Consider the following 23,539-nt stretch of genomic DNA (forward strand, 5'->3'; position numbering starts at 1 on the left):
AAGCCATCACTCATGCTTCAAAGCAGTAGCTATGAGTTGATTACATAGCTAATTGCAACAGTGGCATATTCGGCAGAGGTTAGGTATTTATCTCCAGGAGATTTCATGAAAATAGCAGTTGCTAAAGAAATAGAAGTTTGTGAACGGCGTGTAGCATTAAATCCTGACACCGTTGCTAAATTAGTGAAACAGGAATTGGAAATTTGGGTAGAAGCAGGTGCAGGAGAGAGATCATTTTTTAGTGATGCTGACTATGAAGCCGCAGGAGCTAAAATTATCCATAATTCAGACCAATTATGGGGCGAAACAGATATTTTATTGAAAGTTAGCCCACCACAAGAGAGAGAAGATGGGCGTTCGGAAGTTGAGTTAATGCGGGAAGGAACTGTATTAATTAGCTTCCTGAATCCTTTGGGAAACCCTGTGGTAGCGCAGCAACTAGCTAATCGCAAAATCTCAGCTTTGAGTATGGAGTTAATCCCCCGCACTACCAGGGCGCAAAGTATGGATGCTTTGTCGTCTCAAGCTTCCCTGGCGGGTTATAAATCAGTGTTAATCGCCGCAGCCGCATTACCAAAATATTTCCCCATGCTGACGACGGCTGCCGGTACAATTGCCCCAGCCAAAATATTTATTATGGGAGCTGGTGTAGCAGGATTGCAAGCGATCGCCACCGCCAGACGCTTGGGTGCAGTAGTAGAAGCCTTTGATATTCGTCCAGCCGTCAAAGAAGAAGTGCAAAGCTTAGGCGCAAAATTCGTTGAAGTCAAGCTAGAAGAAGAAACAACTGCCGCAGGTGGTTACGCCAAAGAAATTTCCGAAGCTAGCAAACAACGTACTCAGGAAGTTGTCGCCGAACACATCAAAAATGCGGATGTAGTCATTACAACTGCCCAAGTCCCCGGTAGAAAAGCTCCACTGCTAGTTACAGCCGAAATGGTGGCACAGATGAAACCCGGTTCAGTCATTGTAGATTTAGCTGCCGAACAAGGTGGTAACTGTGCTTGCACTGATCCCGGTAAAGATATTGTCTGGAATGGCGTGACAATTATCGGGCCGATTAATCTCCCTTCATCAATGCCAGTCCACGCCAGCCAACTCTATTCCAAGAACCTGACATCTTTGTTACAGCTGCTCATCAAAGACAAAGCCTTAAACATAGACTTTGCTGACGACATCATCGATGCAGCCTGCATTACCCACGCGGGAGAAATTCGTAATCAGCGTGTCAAAGATGCGCTACAAGATGCAGTGTTGAGGTAATGGGGACTGGGGATTGGGAAGAACTGAGATTTTGTATTCTCCCTTGTCTCAACCTGCCTTCCCTGCTCCCCCCTGCTTCATATAGCCCATCAATAAGAAGGAGTTTTCCATGACAGAGGCATTAATTGCAGCTTTGTTTGTATTCGTGTTGTCATCGTTCATCGGCTTTGAAGTTATCAACAAAATCCCCCCAACCTTACACACTCCCCTAATGTCAGGCTCAAATGCCATTTCGGGTATTGCTGTAATTGGGGCGATAGTAGCAGCCGGAGAAAGAAACACCGATTTATCTGTAATTCTCGGTTTGATTGCTGTGACTTTAGCTACAGTCAACGTTGTGGCTGGGTTTCTTGTGACTGACAGAATGTTGCAAATGTTCAAGAAGAAGGAGATTAAGGCGTGAGCGATTTGTTACCAACTGGGATTCAGCTGACGTATTTAGTTGCTGCGTCTTTATTTATCTTGGGTTTGAAAAAACTGGGTTCTCCTGCTACTGCACGCAACGGTAATGTGATTGCGGCGGTTGGGATGCTGCTGGCTATTGTCGCCACCATGCTAGACCAACACGTATTGAATTATGAGATGATTTTAGTAGGTTTAGCGATTGGTTCGGCAATTGGTGCGATCGCAGCCTACAAAGTCCAAATGACAGAAATGCCCCAAATGGTGGGCTTACTTAACGGTTTGGGCGGTGCGGCTTCGGCGTTAGTTGCTGTAGCTGAGTTCTGGCGGTTATTGGATGCTGGTGCAGCTATCCCCCTAGATGTCAACATCTCCATGTTGTTGGATGTGTTAATTGGTGGTGTTACCTTCACAGGTAGTTTTCTCGCCTTCGCCAAATTGCAAGGTTTAATTAGCGGTTCACCAATTACCTTTCCGTTACAGCAACCATTTAACCTTTTGCTGCTGGGTGCTTATATAGCTGGTAGTGCCTACTTAATCATCACACCAGATAGCTTACCTGTATTTTTGGCAGTCGTTGGAGTTTCCCTCTTCTTGGGTGTGATGTTCGTCATCCCCATTGGTGGCGGTGATATGCCCGTAGTCATTTCGCTGTTAAACTCTTTATCAGGTGTCGCGGCGGCGGCTGCTGGTTTCGTGGTGATGAACAATATGTTAATCATCGCCGGTGCATTAGTGGGGGCTTCTGGTTTAATCCTCACCGAAATTATGTGTAAAGCCATGAACCGTTCCCTGTTTAGCGTGCTATTCAGCGCGTTTGGTTCAGGGGGAAGTACGGCTGCTGGTGCTGCTGCTGGTGCAACTGATCAAACCGTCCACAGCATTGATCCCGAAGAAGGGGCGATGATGTTAGGTTATGCTCGTTCTGTAGTGATTGTCCCTGGTTATGGGATGGCTGTAGCTCAAGCACAACATAGTGTGAGAGAATTGGCAGATCAACTAGAACGCATGGGTGTTGATGTTAAGTATGCCATTCACCCCGTCGCTGGAAGAATGCCGGGACACATGAATGTGTTGTTAGCTGAGGCGAATGTGCCATATACCCAATTGTATGACATGGAAGACATTAACCCTCAGTTTGAACAAGCCGATGTAGCTTTGGTAATTGGGGCTAATGATGTAGTTAATCCGGCGGCGCGTAGTGATACCGCTAGTCCGATTTACGGGATGCCGATTTTGGAAGTTGATCGGGCGAAGCACACCATTGTTATTAAGCGCGGGATGAGTGCGGGTTTTGCTGGTGTAGATAATGAGTTGTTCTACAAAGATAAAACCACTATGCTTTTTGGTAGTGCGAAAGATATGGTGTCGAAGTTAGTTTCGGAAGTGAAGCAACTTTAGGGAATTAAGAATAATTTCTAGTTTTGCTTGCCTTGGGGGTGTGATGCTTCTGAGGCAAGTTTTTTGGATTGTTTCACGCAAAGGCGCAAAGACGCAAAGAAAAGAAGTTTATAGCTATGGACTCAGTAAATTAGGACGCAAATTTTAAGATTTGTCGCTTTCTTATACTCATGTCAATTTCCTGATCAAAATGGCTACAGCTATATTGACTATAATTTGGATAATTTAGGAAAATTTTCTGGAAGTTCAAACTCAAAATCTGCATACTCAGCATCTATCGGGTAAGAATTTAACTCTCTCATGTTTTCTAGGCATTCTTCAAGTACAGCATCTTGATTATCACTATATAATTCTCCTATTTGTTGGGCAATTTCACAACTAATCACTTTCTTCTTATCAATAAAGGAAATTGACCAATCATCAAATCCTTCGACTTTGGCTTTACGGTAAGCAGCATAGAGACTGGGCATATCTTCTTTATTTTGTTCTAAATAATCAAATGTGATATACCATATATCAGCTTCATTAAATTGACCTTCACACGGTTGTTCCGAAACATCCCCTTCTATCCACAAAACGCGAGTTCTTTTATAAAAAGTTTCATCAATTTCTTCATCATCATCCCAGTTAACTTCACCTTCAGGCTTAATCCAAATTGATGAAAATAAATAGCCTAAATCCTGATATTGGTTGACAGATTCAAAGCAAATTAATGCTCCTGTGTACTTTTCAAATAGTTTTTCAAATAAAAGATCCTTAGCATAATTTTCCCACTCTACACCAAAACAGCCGTATCCATCTGAGTCGAAAAATATAGAGTTGCCTTTTATTTCTAGGTTATGGACTGATGTTGTATTTTTTTTACTTGCAATTTGCAGAATTAAATTTTTGACTATTTTAGGTTCAGTTGTGACGACTTCAGCTTGAGAACACCAATATGCACCCATGTTGATTCCTGATAATTTTTGTAATGTGACTAGACATTTTTGTTATAACCCATTATTTTTGACTTAACAAAGATTGCTTTTTAAGTATAAACACTTAGATGATGAATAATTCAGATTTTTTTGATGATGCACTTCTAGAAAAAAGAATTGAGACTTTTTATGGATATGGTAATTATCAAGGAAAATATTGGTTTATTGGCATGGAAGAAGCAGGAAGAGATTTTGAAGACGTTAAGCACAGAATAAATATATGGGCGGAAAGAAAAGAAAAAGAACTAGATGATCTTGCAGAATATCATATAGCGATCGGATGTGCGGCTGGTTTTAAGGAAGGTGCAAAATTAAGTGTACCGGTATGGAGGGCAATAATGCGTATGGTATTAAGTGCGAAAGGACAAGAAAATATTACTGTAGAAGATATTCGTAAATATCAAATAAGTGAATTAGGTAGGAAAGATAAAGAGACTTGTTTATTAGAATTATTGCCTTTACCCTCACCATCTCGTAAGCATTGGATATATGGTAAACATTGTAATCTTCCTTTTTTAGCTAATAGAAAAAATTATGAAGATTATTGTATTGATATGCGAATAAATCACATTAGTCAAAAAATTAAAGAACAGAAACCTGAATTAGTCGTTTTCTATGGAAGGGAATTTGACGATTTTTGGAAAGAAATTACGAATAATATAAACCATATAGAATTTACAAAACCTTCATCATCTTATTTAGAAGATTTCTTGGTTACTAGAAATAGTCAAACTGTATTTGTGATCGCTAAATTTCCTAGAGCTTTACCAAATGAATACTTCCATAGCATTGGGAGAGCGATCGCTGCTAACCAAGCGTAAAAATAATTCTTTGCGTCTCTGCGCCTACTGCAAGCGGAACGCCTGGCGGCGAAGGCATGAGACAAAAACAGCGATCGCTCATCAGTGACATGATATAAATTTAATCATGATAGACCACGATCGCCTGTTTAAAGAACTATTAACTACCTTCTTCTGGGAGTTCATCGACTTATTCTTCCCAGATATAACCGCTTATCTGGAAAGGGACACTATCAGCTTCATTGATAAAGAAATATTTACCGATGTTACTGCTGGCGAAAAATATGAAACTGATTTAATAGTAAAAGCCAGATTTAGAGAGCAAGAATCGTTTTTCCTAGTACATCTAGAACATCAAGCTTATTATCAAGAAGCATTTGATTTGCGGATGTATCGCTACTTTGCCAGATTGTACGAAAAATACGCCCTGCCAGTCTATCCTATTGCCTTATTTTCTTACGATCGCCCCAAAAAAGCCGAACCAAATTTTCATCAAGTAGCATTTCCCAATAAGCTGGTCTTGCAATTCAACTATGATGTTATTCAGTTAAATCGCTTGAATTGGCGAGAATACCTGCAACAACAAAATCCCGTAGCTAGTGCGCTGATGGCTAAAATGAACATAGCACCACCAGACCGCCCCAGAGTAAAATCTGAGTGTCTGCGTCTATTAGCTACATTGCAGTTAGATCCAGCACGAATGCAGTTAATTTCTGGGTTTATTGACACTTACCTACGCCTAAATGCCCAAGAAACAGAAATTTTCCAAGCTGAAATTGCTCAATTTGAACCAACTCAACAAGAGGTAGTTATGCAAATCGTCACTAGTTGGATGGAGGAAGGGATACAACAAGGTCTACAACAAGGAGAATTGAAAGTAATCCAGCGTCAATTAACAAAACGAATTGGTGGAATTACCCCTGAATTACAAGAGCGCGTGCGAGGATTATCTTCAACTCAGTTAGAGGATTTAGCTGAAGCATTACTAGATTTTTCTACTGAAGATGATCTAGTAACTTGGTTGCAACAGCAGTAAGATTGTATTTCACCATGCGATCGCTCTCTTTATTAAGAGATACTTGATAAAGTAAACCTTAAATTGTAGTGGACTGTTTTAGCTAAAATGTTGCAATAGATTCTTGATAAAGTTGAGGTTTTTTGATTTGTAGAGATAGTCAAACTGTGTTTGTGATAGCTAAATATCTTGTCGCTTTTGGCGCAACTAATGAATACTTCCATAGCATTGGGAGAGCGATCGCTGCTAAACTTTGATATCGGAAACACTTTGTGTTCCTTTGCGCTAATTTCCGCACACCTTTGTGTTTTAAAAAGTTAGACTACGAAATTATACAAAGTTTCCACAAACTAAATTTCTTGCCATTCTCTAGCATCAATAAAAATAGACAGATGTTTTTTATTACTCGTAGCAATAATAACCTCATGCCCATAGCTAGCAACTAAAGTAGACTGAGAAGCTAAAATAACATCACCATCTAATGCTTTATTATCTGCTGTAGATTTACCTTGATTTCGGATTTCAGCCCATAATTCGGCTGCTTTTAACATCACCTCTGTTGTAATTGGCAGATAAATTATTTCTAATTTAAGTTGATTAAGCTTTCTAATCCCTGATAATTTATTCGCCCTTAACAATTCTCGTCTAATTTCATAGTCTATAATTTCCGGTAAAATTACTTCATAGCCTCGATCAAATAGAGTATAAAACCATTCTTGACATTCTACAGCTAGAGGCGTTGCTTTGGGATTCGTGATTAACCCCACAGGTGCAGAATCTAAAACAATAACTTTACTCATTCAATTTTAAATAGAAACATCTTGCATAGATTTAATGACTTCTAAAATCTCTTCTTGTTCTTCTTGAGTCTCCAACTCATTCCATGAATCAAATAAATGTTTAATTTTAGACTTTCTTTCTTGTTGTTTAACTACATCACTATGATTAACTTGATTGATAGCATTTTCCCACTGCTGACTAGATGCTTGTTTAAGCATTACACTTTGGCGAAATAGCCGAACAATTTCTAGTAATTCTGGTATGTATCTTTCTGGTGTTTTTTCGATTTCTAATAACAAATCATTACGGAAATTGTTTGATGATATCTCTGCAATGTGTTGATCATTTTGCATAAGTATTTTATGGCTAGATTATTTAACATTTTAAATCAGAATATCTACATTGGCAGAACTCCAGTCGGAAAAATATGTAGTGAGGTCAGATTCAACACTGGAAATTTTGCTAAATTAATCTTTTCTTTCCCCTCTGGGCTGCGGAGGATAAAACAGCGATACCTCTGGTAAGTTCCGCTAACGCTAAATATCCATCATACGATCGCTAACTCATCCTCCTTGCTCGTAAGTATTTTTGCTTGGTGATAGTATGTGAGATAGCCGTATGATGAATTAGTATTTGTAAGTGCAGTAAGCAAAAGCCTTGCTTACAGGCATAAATTTGGCATCAAAATAAGGAATTTATACTTGTTTAACTGGCTGAAAAATTCTATGAATTCTCAGGAAAATAATCCGAAAGAAACTCTTGCATCGTCAAAATCATGGCGTAATTGGCAAGAAAATTTTACTCTAATTGCGATCGCTCTAGTTTTAGCACTGTTGATTCGGACTTTTATCGCTGAACCTCGTTACATCCCTTCCGAGTCAATGCTTCCTACTTTATATGAAGGCGATCGCCTAGTGATCGAAAAAGTCTCTTATCGGTTTCATCCACCAACATCTGGGGATATCGTCGTTTTTCAGCCACCCGCAGAATTGCAAAAACGGGGATACCCTAAAGACCAAGCGTTCATTAAGCGCGTTATTGGAAGACCTGGCGAAATAGTTAGCGTCGCTAACGGTAAAGTCTATCTCAATGGACAACCATTAACAGAAGACTATATCGCTGAACCCCCTAGCCAACCATTCCAACCAGTCAAAGTCCCAGAAGACCAATTTTTTGTCATGGGAGACAACCGCAATAACAGTAACGATTCCCGCTACTGGGGCTTTTTACCTCAAGAAAATATCATTGGTCGCGCAGTGTTTCGCTTTTGGCCACCTGATCGAGTTGGAATAATTTAGAAGCTAGTACCGCAAAGCGGAAGTCAAAAGCCAAAAGTCAAAAGTCATAGACGTGAAAGCGGCTACTCTCCGAGTTCTCCGCAGGAGTACCCGGAGGGTAAGTCAAAATGAAGACAGCGTAAGAGTTTTGTTGATTTGGAATGGGTGGTTTATTTACGCCGCGCTGTACTAGGGAGATAAGGGAGAAGTTCTTTCCCAGTCCCCAGTCCCCAGTCCGTCCTAAAACCTCAAAAAATACATCAATTGCGCGATCGCTTCACCAGATAGTTCTAATCTACGCTGAAAATCAGCTAAATTACGGTAAAAACCAGATGATAGGCGATTTTGTACCACTGCTTGAGCTAGGGATATATCCATGAATGGGATTTGGACTAACTGTTCTACTGATGCAGTATTGGGATTAATTATATAAGTAGGATTAACTAGAGATTCGTGATCGTAATAACTAAAATTTAATAAAGGTTTTAATGGTTCTAATCGCAGTGTGGGCATTCCCAAGGCCGCAGCAATATCTTCAATGCAGTAAAATGTCACACCAGAACGGGAAAGTTCTACAAGCGATCGCGCTTGATGAATCGATAAACCCGGTAAGCGCAACCAATCATCAACAGTTGCTTGATTAGCATCAATGCGAATACCCAATTGCGCTGCTATCTGAATTTCTTCCCCAGACTGTAGCCGATAGTAGGGGTCATTCAGTAGTTTAGCTCTAAGCTTTTGTAACTTAGAATTCCAAGGTAGCCATTGCATAGTGCTGAGTTTTGAGTAAAATACTATTCCCTAGTCCCTAGTCAATCACCCGAAGTTCTTGAATTTTAAATTTTGAATTGATTAGTCTCCAATCCTATCAAGAAATCTGGTCAAGTAGATGGCGACGTTTTTGCTCAAACTCATACTCAGAAATCAATCCGTCTTGGCGCAAAGTATCTAACTCACGTAAAGCATCAGCGATCGCGCCTACTTGATTACCTACAGATTGTGAAGTTTTTACTGCTGACTTACCAAAATTAAAGTTGCGATCAAAAGCTTCCTCATCTTGAGCTAAGTACCAAACTCCCTCAATAGCACTAGCAACCTTGGGAATCGGTGTCCAAGATAGCAAAAGATACAAAAAACCCCACAAGGGCTGTCCTAAATAAAACTTGTGTAATCCAGAGATGCTGACTGTTCCAGCAAAGGCTAGAATAGCGGCAACGCTTCTACTTTTACGCTTAATTAACATATCTTCTCTTAATCCACGAGTACCACAATTTTGACCATTAGACAGCCATAGTAACAAAGCACCTGCATAAATACAGCATTACAAAATTCAGATTGACACGCAAATATAAATCTATTGTATTAACTATCATTTGCCAGTTCCCAGTATCCAATTCCTAATGCTATCTTGAAATTCTCATCTGCCAATCCAAAACGATGCCACAGAATACCCTCCCTACAGAATGGTTACAGCAACTATCAGATCCCTATGCCGTTTTGGGAATTGCTGTGACAGCAGATGAACGTCGCATTTTCCAGCGTTATCATGCTTTAGCAAAACTGTTACATCCAGATCACTATGCTAATAACAACGGTGTAGACCAAGAATTAGCCACAGCAATATTTACCCGTTTAATTAACCCAGCTTACGATGAGTTGAAACATCTACGAAAGCGTGCTGATATCATAACAACACTGCGGTTAGAAGCGATTACTTGGGGCAAAAGTGCTGTATCTGTGCAAAATCCTTTAATTGAGCAACTCAAGGGGATGTCTATCAAGGAAGCCACGTCATTCTATGAAGAAGCGATCGTCTCCTACACTACACTCCAATACCAATCGCTAACTCAATCCTATTGGATGATCCAAAAACTAAATGAATTTAATTTAGCCTACTTGTACCTCCATACAAACAACTCATTTATCCTTGAACCGCCTCATCCTGTTATTGCTGAAGCTAAATACCAGCCAGTTGTAGTTCAAGTAGACAAAACACAAAATCTTGCACCAACTGTCATCAATTATGCTCAACGTCATTATCAGCGAGCAATAGATTATTCAAAACAAGGTCACTGGTCATTAGCAGTCCGGGAACTGCGTGATGCCATCAAACTAGAACCTAGCAACAGTGATTACTATGCTTTGTTGGGAATAGTACATCTGCGACAGAATTATATCGGTATGGCCAAAGTCTATATTCGTCAGGCATTAAAGCTTAACCCTCAACACACACTAGCTGTAAAATATGCTAGCCATCTAAAAATTCCGCTTCACAACCAAATTGATCCTAAATCAGTAGCTAAGGCTTTAGGAATTGCAGTTTGGTTAAATAAATTCTTTGTCAAGGCAGAAGCTAACTTAAGTCAAGTGTTGAAATTTCGGTAAAAAACCGTACTTAAACCGTAGCTAGTTCTTGAATTGAGTCCCCTAGACTAAAATAAACATAGATAAAAGCAAAAACTATAAGCTACTGAGTGTCATGACTCAGTTGAATAGAGGCACATGGGATTCTTCGACTCTGATATAGTTCAGCAAGAAGCAAAGCAGTTGTTTGAAGACTATCAAGCACTGATTCAATTAGGTAACAGCTACGGTAAGTTTGACCGTGAGGGCAAAAAGCTGTTTATTGAGCAAATGGAAGCAATGATGGATCGCTATCGCGTCTTCATGAAGCGATTCGAGCTATCTGAGGACTTTATGGCACAAATGACCGTAGAGCAACTCAAAACTCAGCTAAATCAATTTGGTATCACCCCACAACAGATGTTTGATCAAATGCAGATGACTCTGGAACGGATGAAATCTGAGTTAGAAAAACAGTCGTAATGGGGCATGGGGAATAGGGGATATTGATCACCAATGCCCAATGCCCAATTACCAATCACTCTAATTTGCCTTGGGACGGGGAAACTGAGAAGGTGGCTTAAAGTTTTCCACTGGCACACCTTTGAGTGCTTTAGTCATAAACTCCTTCCAGATGGGAGCAACCATACCACCACCAGTTGCTCCACTAGCTAGTTGTCTGTTGTCGTCTCTACCCACCCAGACAGCAGTTGTTAACTGTGGTACAGTCCCTACAAACCAAATATCTTTTTCGGATGAAGTTGTACCTGTTTTGCCAGCAGATGGGCGATCTATCGCTGCACCTTTACCGGTACCATCGGTCATAACCGAGCGCATGACATCTATCGTAGCTGCTGAAGCCCAAGGATCTAAGACTCTCTGGGGTTTGGGCGTATTGTCCAATAATACATTGTTACTACTATCTGTAATCCGGGCAATAACCGTTGTTTGTGACTGCCAACCATAATTAGCAAAGGTAGCGTAGGCAGTAGCCATTTCTAGAGGTGTGACACCAATTGCACCCAAAGGTAAAGAGGTGACAGGTTCCATCGGACTGTTAATACCTAAAATTCGGCAAGTCTCTACAACTCTATTCATGCCTATGGTCTTGCCAATTTTAATCACGGGAATATTACGTGATTGAGCTAAGGCTGTGCGAATTGACATTGCTCCGGCAAAGCCGCCATCGTAGTTTCGGGGGTAGTACCAACCGCTACCATCTCGATAACTGACTGGAGAATCTATAACTGTACTGTCTGGTGCATATTTACCAGTAGCAAAGGCAGCATAATATACAAAAGGCTTAAAAGAAGATCCTGGCTGACGCTGCGCTTGTGTGGCGCGGTTAAATTCACTACTTTTTGGGTCTACGCCACCGACCAATGCTTTCACAAAATGTGTGCGCGGATCAATTGCTACCAGAGCAATTTGATTTCTGCTTAATCCTTGTCCCAGAAGTGTTTTATGCCACTTTTTGACAGTATCTTCTGCCATAGTTTGGAAGCTAGCATCAACTGTTGTTTGTACTCGCATTCCACCTTTGAGCAAGGCTTCACGCCCAAACTTTTTAGCCAATTCCTGTGCCACAGTATTGGTGATATATGGCAAGGCACTACCTTGGAATGACCTGATTCTGCCTAGTTTAATTTCTTCTTTGAGGGCATCATCATATTCTTGCTTGGTGATCCAGTTTAAGTCCAGCATTCTCCCCAAGACTTCTCTTTGTTTCTGTTTGGCCAACTTTAGACTCGCAAAGGGGCTAAACTCCTCTGGTGCTTGGATTAAACCCGCCATCATTGCTGATTCACCCAAAGTTAGGTTCTCAGATGACTTATTAAAATAACTACGTGCTGCTGTTTGCACGCCGTAATTATTATGACCCCAATATACTTGATTGAGGTACAGTTCTAAAATTTGATCTTTAGTAAGAATTTGCTCTAAGCGAATTGCTAGGACTCCCTCAGCTAATTTCCGGGTAAAAGCACGTTTTCGGCTCAAAAATAGGTTTTTTACCAACTGCATGGTAATAGTAGATCCACCTTCTTTGACACCGCCAGCCAACCAGTTAGTGACAACAGCACGCCCTACACCAGTAGGGTTAATGCCGTGGTGATAATAGAAATGACCATCTTCACTAGCCAGTACCGCCCGTTTGAGATTTGGGGAAATTTTATCTAAAGGTACAACTTCCCTGTTAGCTTCTCCGTGGACACTAGCTAACAGTTTTCCTTTAATGTCATAAATGTACGTCGTTTCTGTGGGTAAAAAGTTACGTAATTGTCTCACATCTGGCAAATTGCGGAAGCTGATAGCCAGGCCAACTAGCCCTCCGGCTACAATGGAACTTGCTAGCATCGTGATTGATAACAGAGTTCCGCCAGCTACCTGGCCGACTCCTTTTAAAAACTCAAAACCCGATGAAGTCCGACGTTGGGATTGCTTTTCTTCAAAAGTCCTAGACGACACGGCGATTTCACTTCCTCACTTGTAAATATTACTGTAATTGATTCTTTGCAGCAGGGCGGTTAATTTTTTGCAATTATATTAGTTTGGCAGATGAAATGGCGGACAATTTGGCCGTGAACATAACCAAGCTAACTTATAAAGTAAAAAGCGTAGTTAATAGCGAATCTCCTACTATGGCGGAAAATTTTTCTTGGCTAAAGCGTGGGATAGTGGAAGTATTCCCACAACCAACTGATACTGATCACGAAGTTGAAAGTTTAGAGAAACGCTTGGCGACTACGAACCGTCCTCTAAGGGTCAAGTTGGGAATTGATCCTACTGGTGCAGATATTCATCTTGGTCATAGCATACCAGTACGAAAACTGCGAGCATTTCAAGATGCTGGTCATACGGCAGTCCTAATTATTGGTGATTTTACGGCTCGCATCGGTGATCCAACTGGTAAATCTGAGGTGCGTCGCCAACTGACAGAGGCAGAGGTGATGCAAAATGCTCAAACTTACCTTGACCAAATGCGTCCTATTTTGGATTTTGACACACCGGGTAGATTAGAGGTGCGTTATAACTCGGAATGGCTTTCCCGACTTGATTTGGGAAAAACTACAGAGTTACTAGCTACTATGACGGTGGGGCAGATGCTAGCCAAGGAAGGATTTGCAGAACGCTATAAGAAAGAGAATCCGATTTTTCTCCATGAGTTCCTCTACCCATTGATGCAAGGTTATGATTCGGTGGCAGTGGAGGCAGATGTGGAATTAGGGGGAACTGATCAAAAGTTTAACATTGCTGTAGGTAGAGATTTACAGCGTCATTTTGGTCAAAAGCCACAGTTTGGGTTACTTCTACCAATTTTGATTGGTACTGATGGACAGCAAAAAATGTCCAAATCTTTGGGTAATTACGTCGGATTGTCAGAACATCCAGGACAAAAATATCAAAAGTTGCAAGGTGTACCAGATAATTTACTGGCACAGTATTTTGAGTTGTTGACAGACTTACCTTTAGATAAGCTACCGGAAAATCCTCGCGATCGCCAAATGTCATTAGCCTGGGAAGTCGTTAGACAATACCACGGTGAACAGGCGGCTAATGAAGCCAAGGAAGCAGCCAAAAGCGGCGGGAAAGAGGGTGCAGTTCCCGAATTTTCGTTAACCGATGTTGCCCAATTTCCTGTGAAATTAGCTTATTTACTGAATGCTAGTGGCTTGTGTAAAAGTAGCGGGGAAGGGAAACGGAAAATTCAAGAGGGTGGTGTACGCTTAGATGGCGATCGCATTACTGATGTTGATACCACTTTTGAGCAAGTGAGTGATTTACAGGGTAAAGTTTTGCAAGTTGGTAAAAATAAGTTTGTCCGCTTAGTATCCTAAAGGGGAATGGGGAATTGGGAATGGGGAATGGGAAAGAACAGCGAATTATTGTCCCTTTAGATGTGGCGGATGAAAAAAGTGCGATCGCTCTCATCGATAGGCTAGAAGCAGTTAGTTTCTGGAAGGTTGGCTTAGAATTATTCACCAGTGTGGGGCCAAAAATTCTGGAAGTGCTGAAATCTAGGGATAAGCAGATATTTCTAGATTTAAAGTTTCACGACATCCCCAACACTATGGCGGGGGCTTGCCGGGCTGCGGCTGGTTATGGGGTGGATTTGCTGACTATTCATGCCACTGCGGGGAGAAATGCCCTGAAAGCTGCCACGGAGGCAGTAAAAGAGGGGGCTGAACAAGCGGGAGTCAAACCACCGAAATTGATTGCTGTGACGCTGCTGACGAGTATTTCTACTAGGCAGTTGGCTTTTGATTTAAAAATTCCCCTAGAGTTGCCAGAATATGCCTTAGAAATGGCCTTGATAGCTAAAGAATCAGGGTTAGATGGGGCAGTTTGCTCACCCCAAGAAGTAGCGCAGTTACGGCAAACTTGCGGCGATGACTTTCTTTTCGTGTGTCCAGGGGTGCGCCCCACATGGGCAGAAGCGGGAGATCAAAAGCGATCGCTTACCCCTTCCCAAGCTATCCAAGCTGGTGCAGATTACCTAGTAATTGGTCGTCCCATCACTGCGGCGGCTGAACCTGAGTTAGCTTGGCAACGAATTACCCAAGAGTTAACCACAGCATGAAAGCATTAATCCAGAAGCATAATTATCGCTGGTGGCTGTTAACTTGCAGCTTATGGCTGGTAGTAATGAATGGCTGGGATAACGCAGCATTGGCTCAGGCAATTTCCCCCAAACCGTCTTTACAAAGCCAGAGGGGGGAGAAGTCTTTTTGTGTTGCAAAAGATTTGTCAACATTAACTACTCATCTATTGCGAGATTTACCTGGCTATGCCAATCGTGCTAGTCAACGTGGCCGCCGTTTGGGTAGAAGTAGTGATGTTTATAGTTACGTACTGCTAGCTGGTAGACCTGAATTTCAGCCGTTACCATTGCAACCTTTAGATCAAAACAAAAGCACTAATCAAAATATTGAGCAAGTATTTTTTACTACTTTAAAAAGGCAGTACATAAATAAAACAGTAGTCGAATTACAAGAATTTCACTGGGTACTATTGACACCAACTCAAGATAGTTGGCGATTAGTAATGATGTTTACTCAAACCGCTTCTTATCCCAAAGGACAGCCGCCATCACCACCACGAGATAGCAGCAACGGTACAATTGCCCAAGGTATCAAAGCTTGGCTGAGAGATTGTCAAGCAGGAAGTTTGCGTAGTTCCCAGCGTTAAATCAGTTATTAGTTATTAGGGAACACCAAAAAATAAATTATCCGCAATTGATGGTTGGGTAGGGTGCGTCAGTATGAATAATTTCTGAGTATAGTTAGGTTCTATCGCACTGACGCACCCTACAATTTGGATATTTTTTTATCTGGAAGTCCCTTCGTTAAAATCATCTAGCTAAAATCAAATCAAGCCCGAAAAGTCCTGTCGTTCAAAGACCATGATAGCCGTCCCCCAGCAACCCCAAAAAATGACTGTTGAGGAATATCTGATATGGGAAACTCAACAAAATATTCGTTATGAATATGTCAATGGTGAAGTCTTTGCTATGACAGGCGGCACAATTCCCCATAATGATATTACACTTAACCTTTACGCAGCTTTACGCCCTCATCTACGCTCTAGAGGTTGTCGGGTAAATGTGTCAGATGTGAAAGTACAACTAACACCAGAAAGTCCTTACTATTATCCTGATGTTATTGTCAGTTGCAACGAGCAAGACCTCAACGCCCGTAAGTTTATCAAATATCCTCAGCTAATCGTTGAAGTTCTCTCTCCAGGTACAAGTGCTAGAGATAGAGGTGAAAAATTTTCTGCTTATTTGAAAATGCCGACTTTGCAAGAGTATGTATTAATTGACTCGGAAAAAATCTCTGTTGAGCGTTACTTGCGGGGAGAGGGTAGAATGTGGCTTTACTATCCTTACACAGAGGGAGACATGATTACTCTATCCAGCATTGAATTTCAGTGTCCTATTGAACTCCTGTATGAAGGTGTTGTGTTTGGTAGCGAAGAATGATTATATAGCAGGTACGCGATCGCCACAATTGCCACAATTATTTAAATATTGCTACCACTGTTGCCCGTAATTTCATCATACTTGGAGCGTACCGTCTGGATATCCTGCCACATCAACCATTTAGGCTTACCTTTTTCTTTGGAAGGGTTACGCAATAAGTAAGATGGGTGAAAAATAGGCATACAGAAACGCCCTTCCCACTCTAGCCACTGACCACGAATTTTAGTAATTCCTCGTTTATCCCCGGTGATACCTTTAACTGCTGTTGCACCTGTTAACAAAATAATCTTGGGGTCAACAAGGCGGATTTGTTCTAATAAATATGGTAAACAAGCCGCCATTTCGTCGGGAGTCGGCACTCGGTTACTCGGTGGACGGCATTTATTTATATTACCGATATATACATCATGTTCAGTAGTTAGATTAACTGATGCCAAGATTTTTTCTAACAACTGCCCTGACCTACCGACAAAGGGTAAACCTGTTTCGTCTTCGCTTTGACCTGGTGCTTCTCCGATAATCATAATTGGTGCTTTGAGGTTTCCCCGTCCAACTACGGCATGGGTACGGGTATTACCTAATTCACAGCGATGGCACTGATTGCAATGCTGTACCAACTCCGTCATATTGGGATAAGTTCCAGGTGGAATGGGAATTTTTGGATCTTTGGGAATCAGCTCTTTTTGGTTAAAATTGGGTTCTTCATTAAAGAGGCTGAGTTGGATTTCGCTGCTCATGAAAATCTGGGTAATGGAGTCAGCACCAGCAAACTTGTCTAAATTTAAATATAGCTATAGTTTTTTAGAAATATTTCTCAGACAAATACTGTTACTGAATACTAAAATTGACTAGACTTCCTATTGTATCAGTGAATTCAAGGCGTGATGCAGCAAAGGAAAGTTAACTGACAATTGAAAAAAAATTATCACCTGTTACCTGTCACCTGTCCCCTCTCACCTGTCACCTGTCACCTCTCCCCCATCCCTTGCTGGTATTGCATAGCCTTAGCATAATCACCCAAGGCATAGCAAGCAATTTTTAAGCTAGCAAGTGCTTGTTCTTCAATGCGACGATCGTTAAGAGTTCTAGCTAATAACAAGCGGGCTTCATAGTATGTAATTGCTCTGCTATGGTTGCCTAAAGCTTCGCAAGCAACGCCTAAACTACCAAGGGACTGTTCTTCACTACGCTGATCTTTGAGGTGTCTGGCTAATTGCAAACGCTTTTCATAATACTTAATTGCTTTGGCGTAGTCGCCTATTGCATAACACGCATTACCCAAATTTTTTAGCACTTGAGTAGCACTGCGGGGATTATTCAGGGAAATGGCTACTTTGACACATTTTTCATAATAGGCGATCGCTTTCGGGTAGTTGTCCAAACCATACCAAGCATTGCCTAAGTTTTTGAGAACTTGCTCTATGCCCCAATTATCTTGCATTGCCTGCACAATTTCTAAACTTTGCTCCTGATACTCAATTGCCTTGATAAAATTGCCAGAAGCTTTATACACCAATCCCAAATTATTTAAAGCTGCAACTTGACTGCGCTTGTCTTGTATCTGCTGAGTTAATTTCAGACACTCTTCTAAAAATTCAATCGCTTTGCTGTAATTGTTAAGATGACGGTAAGCATTACCCAAATGAGAAAGCACTTGTATCCGTACTGATGGATCTGAGGTATGTTTTAAAGATAAACATTGTTGAGAGTAAGTTATCGTGTTTTGATAGTCCCCAGAAGTGTAAGTGATTAATGCCAACAAAGAAAGTACTTGCTCTTGTTGTGCATCACCAGTCCGTTGAAACATCTCTAGAGATTGTTTTAAATATTTGATGGCTGTGATCAAATCTCCTGCTTTCTGCTGCTGAATCCCTTGCCTCATTAGGTGGGATGCTGCGGATAATTTGTTGTCACTCTCTTGCGTAAGCAGTAATTCTTCTGGTGAACCTTGCTCAAATTCATAGGTAATTGTGTTGCGTTTGACTGGTTTGAGATATTTCGCAACTTCCACAGGAACGGTATTTTTGGTGCTGTTATTATGTTCCCCTTGTGACATTGACCAATTCCTGCTAACTGTGGTGATACGTATATTGTTCCCAAAAATCTAGTCACTTATGTCAGTAGTCAATAGTCAAGTGAATACAGAAATTAGCTATGCACAGACAATTAGAACCGGAAGTAATGGATAGCTGGGAGGAAGCTATCGAATATGATGCTATGGATTTTACAGAGGTGAATACTACCTTTGTAGAAGAAGTAGTTACTCTGGGAATACAAGCAGAAGGGTTGGTGCTGGATGCGGGTACTGGTACTGGTCGGATTCCAGTTTTGATGTGTCAAATGCGTCCTCAGTGGCAAGTTATCGCTATTGATATGGCTAAAAATATGCTGCAAATTGCTGCGTACCATGTTCAGCAGGCTGGGCTGCAAGAAAAAATTTCCTTGGAATTGGTGGATGCAAAAAACTTACCTTATGAGGATGGTAGCTTTGATTTGGTTATTTCAAATAGCCTTGTCCATCACTTACCCAATCCATTACCGTTTTTCAAAGAATTAAAGCGTGTAATAAAACCTCATGGTGGTATTTTCTTACGGGATTTAGTCCGTCCACAGGATGTAATGACAACGAATGCTTTAGTTGAAAGTATTGGGAAGGAATACGACGACCACCAAAAGAAATTATTTCGTGATTCTCTGCTGGCAGCACTGACAATAGATGAAGTGAATGATTTGATTGTAGCAGCAGATTTAGTTGGATTACAGGTTTATCAATCAAGCGATCGCCATTGGACGGCTAAACGCAGTTGGACTTTACCACCTTCGCGTCTATGACTTCTGCGTAACGGTACTAGCTGGTGAATAAATTGGGCTGTCTCTGATTTCTCAGAATCAATCCAACTACAGTAAAGCTAACTTCACCAGCTTAATTTAGATGGGTTCATCTGTTCATGGGTGTGTTTGTACTCCACACTAATTCAAACTCTGCTTTAGTAATGCCAAATTCCTGTAAATCCTTCTTTTCTAAAGGTTTATCGCTTAACATCCCATAATTATCGGCAAAATGGTTGTCGTCATAAAACAAAACGTTACCATTTTCGTAAACCTCTATCTGTCTGGTAGGACATAAATCATTACCTACTAACGTTAATTCGATAAAGTAGGTGCTAGTACCCCAAGTGTCAAAGTCACCACCAAGGGATTCATCCCAGAACCACTTACAATATTTCTTTTCTTTGATCGATACAGACATAATCTCTTTACTCCTACAAAAGGCTACTTGCAAGATATTCTATAAGAATATAATTGGTATGGATCTAAGTGAGTATCTTTAGATAAGATTAAAAGTTAACTACAGTCACTGATATGCTGTTGAGAACAGTTGGCTTGAGAAGCTGACTGGCTATCAATTAATAGATTTTAATTTTACACGCTGAGATGGCTTTCCTTATTGTAACAATTTTAATCGTTAGCAAGACTCAGAATTAACAATATAAAAATTAAAATGAAATTTCCCATCAAATTTACTGTGGAGTTAGATTCATTTTTCCATAACAACTATCAGTGAAATTGAATAACAATGCTATGCTGCGGTTTCATTTGTCTTCTTCTTTTTCTTCTTATCCCAGATTATCTAAGTCTGTGAGAGCATTTTGAATGAAACGCAAGCATAGATTAATGTGGTTAATTTTAGCGATCGCCTTGATATTGACCAGTATAATTCCGGTGAGGATGGCGATCGCTTAACTAACCTGAGTTCGAGAGAAGAAATCCTCAAAAGCCTTGACTTATCGTTGTTTGGTCTGAAGCTCTGTTTTCATATATTCTCAATAAGACATATTATTGAGATTAGTTTTTTTTGTGAACCTTATTGACAAAATGATTCCACTTTAATCCCTGCTTTGATCACTTCTAGTTTTATTTAATCCTGACAGAATAAGCTTTTTAGCTTCTGGCTTAACCAGAACTCAGGTTAACTAGGTATACTAACTTTGTGTATAAAGTTGAGCCTTCATTCAGCCTTTGCTGTTATTTTTAACTCTTTTTGGTAGAAATCAAGTAGAGCATTCAAAACAATTTCTCTAGAAAATTCTTCTTCAACTCGCTTTCTTGCATTTTGACCTAAACTGGATCGCATCTGTGGATCTAAGGCTAATTGAATAATCGCATTTGCTAAAGCAACTTCATCACGGGCTGGAACTAATAAACCTGTTTGATTAGGTTTAATGGCGCAACGAATACCAGGAATATCAGTACCGATAAGAGGCTTTCCTGCTGCTGCTCCCTCCAATAGAGAATAGGGAAAACCTTCATGTTCACTAGGTAGTGTGATCACATCACAAGCTGCATAGAACTCATACAAATTGCTCAGGTATCCCAATCCTTTTACACCTTGAACTGAATATCCTAAAGCTGTATCACATTCTGTAGCATTACAACCTGCAATTAAAAGAATATTACCCTGTGCAGCTAAATCAGACCTTTCCCATGCTTTCAATAATAGATGAAACCCCTTACGTTTCACAGGTCGCCCTACATAGCCCAATACAAAAGAAGCTTCAGGTAGACCAAATTTTTCTTTAGCTTGCTTCATGCGATCGTTATTAAAACGGCTTAATGCAAAATCAGCCAAGTTAATTCCTACAGCCGAGCCATTAGCAATTACAGTACCTTTACCTTTAGGTAAAAGACCATCAAATTCTGCTGCTGCTAGGTTAGAATTGCTGACTAGCAACACATGAGTCGCCAAATGTATATTGAAAATTTCTATCCACTGTAGTAGCCAACGCAAAATTCCTTGGTATCCAAGATAGGGAAGACCATGATTTTGGTAAACTCGTATCGGTATTTTTTCTAGGTAAGCAGCTAGTAGCGGAATCAATGAAGCACGGGTTTGATGAGTATGTAGAATTTTCGGTTTAGCTAATCTTAATTGACGACGATAGTTAGAGAATCTATGAAATAATTTAAGAGGGTTTAAGACTATATCAATAGCGATGAATTGTTTAGGTATATTTATCTGTTTTATAATTTCTGAATGCTCTAAGTTTTCCTCTACCCAAAGTTCAGTAGAAATTCCAGACTGATTTAATTGAGTAACAATTGGCATTACAAAGGAACGTGCGCTTACTGGGAAATGAATGCTGTGTATAACTTTAACCATAAAAGTTTATTGATAAGGTAATTGTTGTTTTTTGATAATTTCTAATATTTCATTAGCTGATTGTATTGCCTGATAATTCAATGCTTTATAGCGCATAGCAACCAAGTAGTCTGCTATACCAAAACAGTTATATATGAAAGCAATCCATAGTTTCAGTAATTCTCTGGTAAATAAATATATATATGTATTAATGGGTGAATTAAAATGATTATGAATTATGTGCAGTAGTCCTAAAGTATTGCCTATATAGTTAGTTATAGAAAAGATGCCAGTTTCCCGGTAATATAATAAAGGTTCAGCTAAGTTTATAAATTTTGTTCTGTTTGTGGTTCTGCACCATATTTCTGCATCTTGACTCCTATGATATATTGAGCTTTCGTTGTATGGATTTTTGCGAAACCATTCAGTTGAAGCTGCCACAGTAGGATGAAAAAAGCTATGTCTAGCCTCAAAGCCAGTTTTTTGAAGTTGCCGACTCACTCTCAAGCCAACGACATGAGAATGAGCATCTATAGAATAGGCAGCAGTTCCAATAACTGTGTTATTGTCATGCTGAAGCAGCACCTGATATTGTTTTTCTAAACGTTGAGGGTGCATGATATCATCTGCATCCATGCGAAAAAAATAAGGCGTACTAGCAAGCTGAACCATTTCATTCAACCTCACATTTAAGCCTTTAGATTTATTGTCACTATAGATACGTACTCTTTTATCTTTAATACTTTTAGCTAATTTTAAAGACTCATCATTAGAACCATCATCTAATAGAATCAATTCCCAATTGGTGAATGTTTGGGCAAAAATAGATTGTAGAGCCAGTCTAAAATATTCACCAGGGTTTTTAAAGGATATGGCAATTGTCAATTGATAATTCATAACAGATATTTAATATAAAACTTATAATATTCATATTAGTAATTATTCAATTAAAAAAAAACTGTTTTTTAAACATAGGGAAACATTCTTCCAACCCAACCTGAAGCCATAAATGTTTTATCTCCCAAAAAACGCCAACTTATTTCAAACATTAGTCTACGGGCGGCTTGAAGACAGCGTTTACGTCCCCAAATTAGAAAACATAAGAAAATCAAGAAAGTCTGTAAAAATTGAAGTCCCGAATTAAGAGTATGCTCCTCAAATGCCTTTTCAAAGGATATTGTATGATATTTAGGATTATTAATTTTCCATTTTGCATGAGATTCTAATGCAAAATTCAATATTTCTTGGATGCGAATATCATAAATATGTTCTTGTTTAGTTCTATAAAATCCAGTTTGTGTAATTGCATCTCTTTCTGCTAAGTTTGCCAAAAAATACTGAATTTTTTCTGCTAATTCTTCTGTAGAGTAAAACACAGATATTTCTTTGTTATCAATATATGCTCTTTCTAGTCCTGGTGCATATTCTGTGAGTAAAAACCCACCAGCCCCAGGTACTTCAAAATTTCTGGCTTTAACTTGATTGACTCCTTTATAAGCGTTTGCAAAGTTCAGGCTAATAATTGATTCCCGCATAATACGGGGTATCTCTTCTGCTGCTATTGAACCATTAGGCCAACCATGTCCAAAACAGGTTACTTCGATACCTTTAGATTTTAACTCTGTAATTCTTTGCTTGCGATCACCATGTGCTGCACCAACAAATGAAACTTGATAATGGCACAATTCAGCAGGAATGGGTTCTTGAAGTATTTCAGGATTTGCAGCCCATTGAGTTAAGAGAACATTTGGTATACCATCTTTATTATACTTATCTACAACTTCCGCATAAGTTGTAGTCATTGCATGATAAGCAGTACCGATAAATCGAGATACTTCCTGATACTTCCATGAGTCATCTGTAGTCCAAGAGATAGTTGCAACATCTCCGCGTGCTTGAATAATTTTTAATGTTTCTAACCAAATTTCGTAGTTTCTTTGAACAGTTAGCATCACATCTGGTCTTTCTTGCTCCACTATCTTAAGTAGTGATTGATTCAGTTCAGCATAGTTGGAAAATATTGTTTTATCCCATGAATCAAAATGTATAACTTGATGGTCTAGTCTTTTTAGAGCAGATACAAATGCAGCATATTCAGTACCAATTCCACGGTCAGGATTACCATATTGATATTTACCAAAAGTACATAAAATTTTCATAC

25 protein-coding genes are annotated in these 23,539 nt (G+C 39.9%); 13 read left to right on the forward strand and 12 right to left on the reverse strand.

Annotated features, from left to right (window positions below; translation table 11 throughout):
- The first annotated feature begins 105 nt into the window (after nt 1-105).
- From VB693_RS13215 to VB693_RS13225, 3 genes are all read left to right on the forward strand, one after another.
- Nucleotides 106-1,263 (forward strand): Re/Si-specific NAD(P)(+) transhydrogenase subunit alpha, encoded by a 1,158-nt coding sequence (locus VB693_RS13215; RefSeq protein ID WP_190705048.1) that lies wholly within the window; start codon nt 106-108, stop codon nt 1,261-1,263.
- 109 nt (nt 1,264-1,372) lie between these two features.
- The gene (locus VB693_RS13220; protein ID WP_323266670.1) at nt 1,373-1,666 is read left to right on the forward strand and encodes an NAD(P) transhydrogenase subunit alpha; all 294 of its coding nucleotides are present in this window, start codon (nt 1,373-1,375) and stop codon (nt 1,664-1,666) included.
- Nucleotides 1,663-3,066: an NAD(P)(+) transhydrogenase (Re/Si-specific) subunit beta gene (locus VB693_RS13225; RefSeq protein ID WP_323266671.1), complete on the forward strand. Its 1,404-nt coding sequence runs from the start codon at nt 1,663-1,665 to the stop codon at nt 3,064-3,066. The genes VB693_RS13220 and VB693_RS13225 overlap by 4 nt, the downstream gene beginning before the upstream one ends.
- Nucleotides 3,067-3,275: 209 nt before the next feature.
- Here VB693_RS13225 and VB693_RS13230 read toward each other — a convergent pair whose 3' ends face one another.
- Nucleotides 3,276-4,013, reverse strand: coding sequence for a hypothetical protein (locus VB693_RS13230; protein WP_323266672.1), 738 nt, complete (start codon nt 4,011-4,013; stop codon nt 3,276-3,278).
- Between the two features lie 98 nt (nt 4,014-4,111).
- Here VB693_RS13230 and VB693_RS13235 point away from each other — a divergent pair, with 98 nt between their 5' ends.
- Together VB693_RS13235 and VB693_RS13240 are read left to right on the forward strand one after the other, a co-directional pair.
- Nucleotides 4,112-4,864, forward strand: a complete 753-nt coding sequence (locus VB693_RS13235; protein ID WP_323266673.1) for a hypothetical protein — start codon at nt 4,112-4,114, stop codon at nt 4,862-4,864.
- A gap of 106 nt (nt 4,865-4,970) precedes the next feature.
- Nucleotides 4,971-5,879, forward strand: coding sequence for a DUF4351 domain-containing protein (locus VB693_RS13240; RefSeq protein ID WP_323266674.1), 909 nt, complete (start codon nt 4,971-4,973; stop codon nt 5,877-5,879).
- A gap of 329 nt (nt 5,880-6,208) precedes the next feature.
- On the opposite strand, the gene VB693_RS13245 is transcribed toward VB693_RS13240, so the two are convergent.
- Nucleotides 6,209-6,658 carry a nucleic acid-binding protein gene (locus tag VB693_RS13245; protein ID WP_323266675.1) on the reverse strand — a complete coding sequence of 150 codons (450 nt, stop codon included), beginning with the start codon at nt 6,656-6,658 and terminating at the stop codon, nt 6,209-6,211.
- Nucleotides 6,659-6,664: 6 nt separating this feature from the next.
- A complete protein-coding gene (locus VB693_RS13250) occupies nt 6,665-6,991 on the reverse strand; it encodes a hypothetical protein (RefSeq protein ID WP_323266676.1) in 327 nt (108 codons plus the stop codon).
- Between the two features lie 372 nt (nt 6,992-7,363).
- Here VB693_RS13250 and lepB point away from each other — a divergent pair, with 372 nt between their 5' ends.
- Nucleotides 7,364-7,936: a signal peptidase I gene (gene lepB, locus VB693_RS13255; RefSeq protein WP_323266677.1), complete on the forward strand. Its 573-nt coding sequence runs from the start codon at nt 7,364-7,366 to the stop codon at nt 7,934-7,936.
- A 219-nt stretch (nt 7,937-8,155) separates the two neighbouring features.
- On the opposite strand, the gene VB693_RS13260 is transcribed toward lepB, so the two are convergent.
- The gene (locus VB693_RS13260) at nt 8,156-8,686 is read right to left on the reverse strand and encodes a ComEA family DNA-binding protein (protein WP_323266678.1); all 531 of its coding nucleotides are present in this window, start codon (nt 8,684-8,686) and stop codon (nt 8,156-8,158) included.
- A gap of 97 nt (nt 8,687-8,783) precedes the next feature.
- Complete coding sequence (locus VB693_RS13265; protein ID WP_190705067.1) at nt 8,784-9,158, reverse strand: NINE protein; 375 nt, start codon at nt 9,156-9,158, stop codon at nt 8,784-8,786.
- Between the two features lie 194 nt (nt 9,159-9,352).
- On the opposite strand from VB693_RS13265, the gene VB693_RS13270 reads away from it, so the two are divergent.
- Nucleotides 9,353-10,300, forward strand: a complete 948-nt coding sequence (locus VB693_RS13270) for a J domain-containing protein (RefSeq protein WP_323266679.1) — start codon at nt 9,353-9,355, stop codon at nt 10,298-10,300.
- Nucleotides 10,301-10,417: 117 nt separating this feature from the next.
- Nucleotides 10,418-10,741, forward strand: coding sequence for a DUF1825 family protein (locus VB693_RS13275; protein ID WP_190705068.1), 324 nt, complete (start codon nt 10,418-10,420; stop codon nt 10,739-10,741).
- A gap of 60 nt (nt 10,742-10,801) precedes the next feature.
- Here VB693_RS13275 and VB693_RS13280 read toward each other — a convergent pair whose 3' ends face one another.
- Nucleotides 10,802-12,724: a transglycosylase domain-containing protein gene (locus VB693_RS13280; RefSeq protein WP_323266680.1), complete on the reverse strand. Its 1,923-nt coding sequence runs from the start codon at nt 12,722-12,724 to the stop codon at nt 10,802-10,804.
- Between the two features lie 173 nt (nt 12,725-12,897).
- Between VB693_RS13280 and tyrS the strand changes: the two genes are divergently transcribed.
- The 4 genes from tyrS to VB693_RS13300 all read left to right on the forward strand — a co-directional run bounded on the left by tyrS (nt 12,898) and on the right by VB693_RS13300 (nt 16,238).
- Entirely contained in the window at nt 12,898-14,094 is a 1,197-nt protein-coding gene (gene tyrS / locus VB693_RS13285) for a tyrosine--tRNA ligase (RefSeq protein ID WP_323266722.1), read from the forward strand.
- A 20-nt stretch (nt 14,095-14,114) separates the two neighbouring features.
- Nucleotides 14,115-14,837 carry an orotidine-5'-phosphate decarboxylase gene (gene pyrF, locus VB693_RS13290; RefSeq protein WP_323266681.1) on the forward strand — a complete coding sequence of 241 codons (723 nt, stop codon included), beginning with the start codon at nt 14,115-14,117 and terminating at the stop codon, nt 14,835-14,837.
- Nucleotides 14,834-15,445, forward strand: a complete 612-nt coding sequence (locus tag VB693_RS13295; protein WP_323266682.1) for a hypothetical protein — start codon at nt 14,834-14,836, stop codon at nt 15,443-15,445. The genes pyrF and VB693_RS13295 overlap by 4 nt, the downstream gene beginning before the upstream one ends.
- Nucleotides 15,446-15,659: 214 nt before the next feature.
- The gene (locus VB693_RS13300; protein ID WP_323266683.1) at nt 15,660-16,238 is read left to right on the forward strand and encodes a Uma2 family endonuclease; all 579 of its coding nucleotides are present in this window, start codon (nt 15,660-15,662) and stop codon (nt 16,236-16,238) included.
- A gap of 41 nt (nt 16,239-16,279) precedes the next feature.
- Here the strand turns inward: VB693_RS13300 and VB693_RS13305 are convergent, their stop codons facing one another.
- Nucleotides 16,280-16,975 carry a uracil-DNA glycosylase gene (locus VB693_RS13305; RefSeq protein WP_323266684.1) on the reverse strand — a complete coding sequence of 232 codons (696 nt, stop codon included), beginning with the start codon at nt 16,973-16,975 and terminating at the stop codon, nt 16,280-16,282.
- Between the two features lie 230 nt (nt 16,976-17,205).
- Nucleotides 17,206-18,294, reverse strand: a complete 1,089-nt coding sequence (locus VB693_RS13310; protein ID WP_323266685.1) for a tetratricopeptide repeat protein — start codon at nt 18,292-18,294, stop codon at nt 17,206-17,208.
- 98 nt (nt 18,295-18,392) lie between these two features.
- Between VB693_RS13310 and VB693_RS13315 the strand changes: the two genes are divergently transcribed.
- Nucleotides 18,393-19,070, forward strand: a complete 678-nt coding sequence (locus VB693_RS13315; RefSeq protein WP_323266686.1) for a class I SAM-dependent methyltransferase — start codon at nt 18,393-18,395, stop codon at nt 19,068-19,070.
- A 106-nt stretch (nt 19,071-19,176) separates the two neighbouring features.
- Here VB693_RS13315 and VB693_RS13320 read toward each other — a convergent pair whose 3' ends face one another.
- The 4 genes from VB693_RS13320 to VB693_RS13335 form a co-directional block, all read right to left on the reverse strand.
- Nucleotides 19,177-19,488, reverse strand: a complete 312-nt coding sequence (locus tag VB693_RS13320; protein WP_323266687.1) for a hypothetical protein — start codon at nt 19,486-19,488, stop codon at nt 19,177-19,179.
- Nucleotides 19,489-20,247: 759 nt separating this feature from the next.
- Nucleotides 20,248-21,345 (reverse strand): glycosyltransferase, encoded by a 1,098-nt coding sequence (locus tag VB693_RS13325; RefSeq protein ID WP_323266688.1) that lies wholly within the window; start codon nt 21,343-21,345, stop codon nt 20,248-20,250.
- Between the two features lie 60 nt (nt 21,346-21,405).
- A complete protein-coding gene (locus VB693_RS13330; RefSeq protein WP_323266689.1) occupies nt 21,406-22,275 on the reverse strand; it encodes a glycosyltransferase family 2 protein in 870 nt (289 codons plus the stop codon).
- Between the two features lie 68 nt (nt 22,276-22,343).
- Nucleotides 22,344-23,537, reverse strand: a complete 1,194-nt coding sequence (locus VB693_RS13335; RefSeq protein ID WP_323266690.1) for a CgeB family protein — start codon at nt 23,535-23,537, stop codon at nt 22,344-22,346.
- Nucleotides 23,538-23,539 lie beyond the last annotated feature (2 nt).

Origin of the sequence: Anabaena sp. UHCC 0399 (assembly GCF_034931465.1) — a bacterium.
Taxonomy (GTDB): Bacteria; Cyanobacteriota; Cyanobacteriia; order Cyanobacteriales; family Nostocaceae; genus Trichormus; species Trichormus minutissimus.

Coding starts and splice junctions, on each gene's coding strand:
- pyrF (WP_323266681.1), top strand. CDS start 14,115: ATGGGGAATGGGAAAGAACAGCGAATTATTGTCCCTTTAGATGTGGCG.
- VB693_RS13260 (WP_323266678.1), bottom strand. CDS start 8,686: ATGCAATGGCTACCTTGGAATTCTAAGTTACAAAAGCTTAGAGCTAAA.
- VB693_RS13305 (WP_323266684.1), bottom strand. CDS start 16,975: ATGAGCAGCGAAATCCAACTCAGCCTCTTTAATGAAGAACCCAATTTT.
- VB693_RS13245 (WP_323266675.1), bottom strand. CDS start 6,658: ATGAGTAAAGTTATTGTTTTAGATTCTGCACCTGTGGGGTTAATCACG.
- VB693_RS13215 (WP_190705048.1), top strand. CDS start 106: ATGAAAATAGCAGTTGCTAAAGAAATAGAAGTTTGTGAACGGCGTGTA.
- VB693_RS13300 (WP_323266683.1), top strand. CDS start 15,660: ATGATAGCCGTCCCCCAGCAACCCCAAAAAATGACTGTTGAGGAATAT.
- lepB (WP_323266677.1), top strand. CDS start 7,364: ATGAATTCTCAGGAAAATAATCCGAAAGAAACTCTTGCATCGTCAAAA.
- VB693_RS13250 (WP_323266676.1), bottom strand. CDS start 6,991: ATGCAAAATGATCAACACATTGCAGAGATATCATCAAACAATTTCCGT.
- VB693_RS13220 (WP_323266670.1), top strand. CDS start 1,373: ATGACAGAGGCATTAATTGCAGCTTTGTTTGTATTCGTGTTGTCATCG.
- VB693_RS13315 (WP_323266686.1), top strand. CDS start 18,393: ATGCACAGACAATTAGAACCGGAAGTAATGGATAGCTGGGAGGAAGCT.
- VB693_RS13325 (WP_323266688.1), bottom strand. CDS start 21,345: ATGCCAATTGTTACTCAATTAAATCAGTCTGGAATTTCTACTGAACTT.
- VB693_RS13310 (WP_323266685.1), bottom strand. CDS start 18,294: ATGTCACAAGGGGAACATAATAACAGCACCAAAAATACCGTTCCTGTG.
- VB693_RS13320 (WP_323266687.1), bottom strand. CDS start 19,488: ATGTCTGTATCGATCAAAGAAAAGAAATATTGTAAGTGGTTCTGGGAT.
- VB693_RS13230 (WP_323266672.1), bottom strand. CDS start 4,013: ATGGGTGCATATTGGTGTTCTCAAGCTGAAGTCGTCACAACTGAACCT.
- VB693_RS13265 (WP_190705067.1), bottom strand. CDS start 9,158: ATGTTAATTAAGCGTAAAAGTAGAAGCGTTGCCGCTATTCTAGCCTTT.
- VB693_RS13270 (WP_323266679.1), top strand. CDS start 9,353: ATGCCACAGAATACCCTCCCTACAGAATGGTTACAGCAACTATCAGAT.
- VB693_RS13240 (WP_323266674.1), top strand. CDS start 4,971: ATGATAGACCACGATCGCCTGTTTAAAGAACTATTAACTACCTTCTTC.
- tyrS (WP_323266722.1), top strand. CDS start 12,898: ATGGCGGAAAATTTTTCTTGGCTAAAGCGTGGGATAGTGGAAGTATTC.
- VB693_RS13235 (WP_323266673.1), top strand. CDS start 4,112: ATGATGAATAATTCAGATTTTTTTGATGATGCACTTCTAGAAAAAAGA.
- VB693_RS13295 (WP_323266682.1), top strand. CDS start 14,834: ATGAAAGCATTAATCCAGAAGCATAATTATCGCTGGTGGCTGTTAACT.
- VB693_RS13275 (WP_190705068.1), top strand. CDS start 10,418: ATGGGATTCTTCGACTCTGATATAGTTCAGCAAGAAGCAAAGCAGTTG.
- VB693_RS13335 (WP_323266690.1), bottom strand. CDS start 23,537: ATGAAAATTTTATGTACTTTTGGTAAATATCAATATGGTAATCCTGAC.
- VB693_RS13330 (WP_323266689.1), bottom strand. CDS start 22,275: ATGAATTATCAATTGACAATTGCCATATCCTTTAAAAACCCTGGTGAA.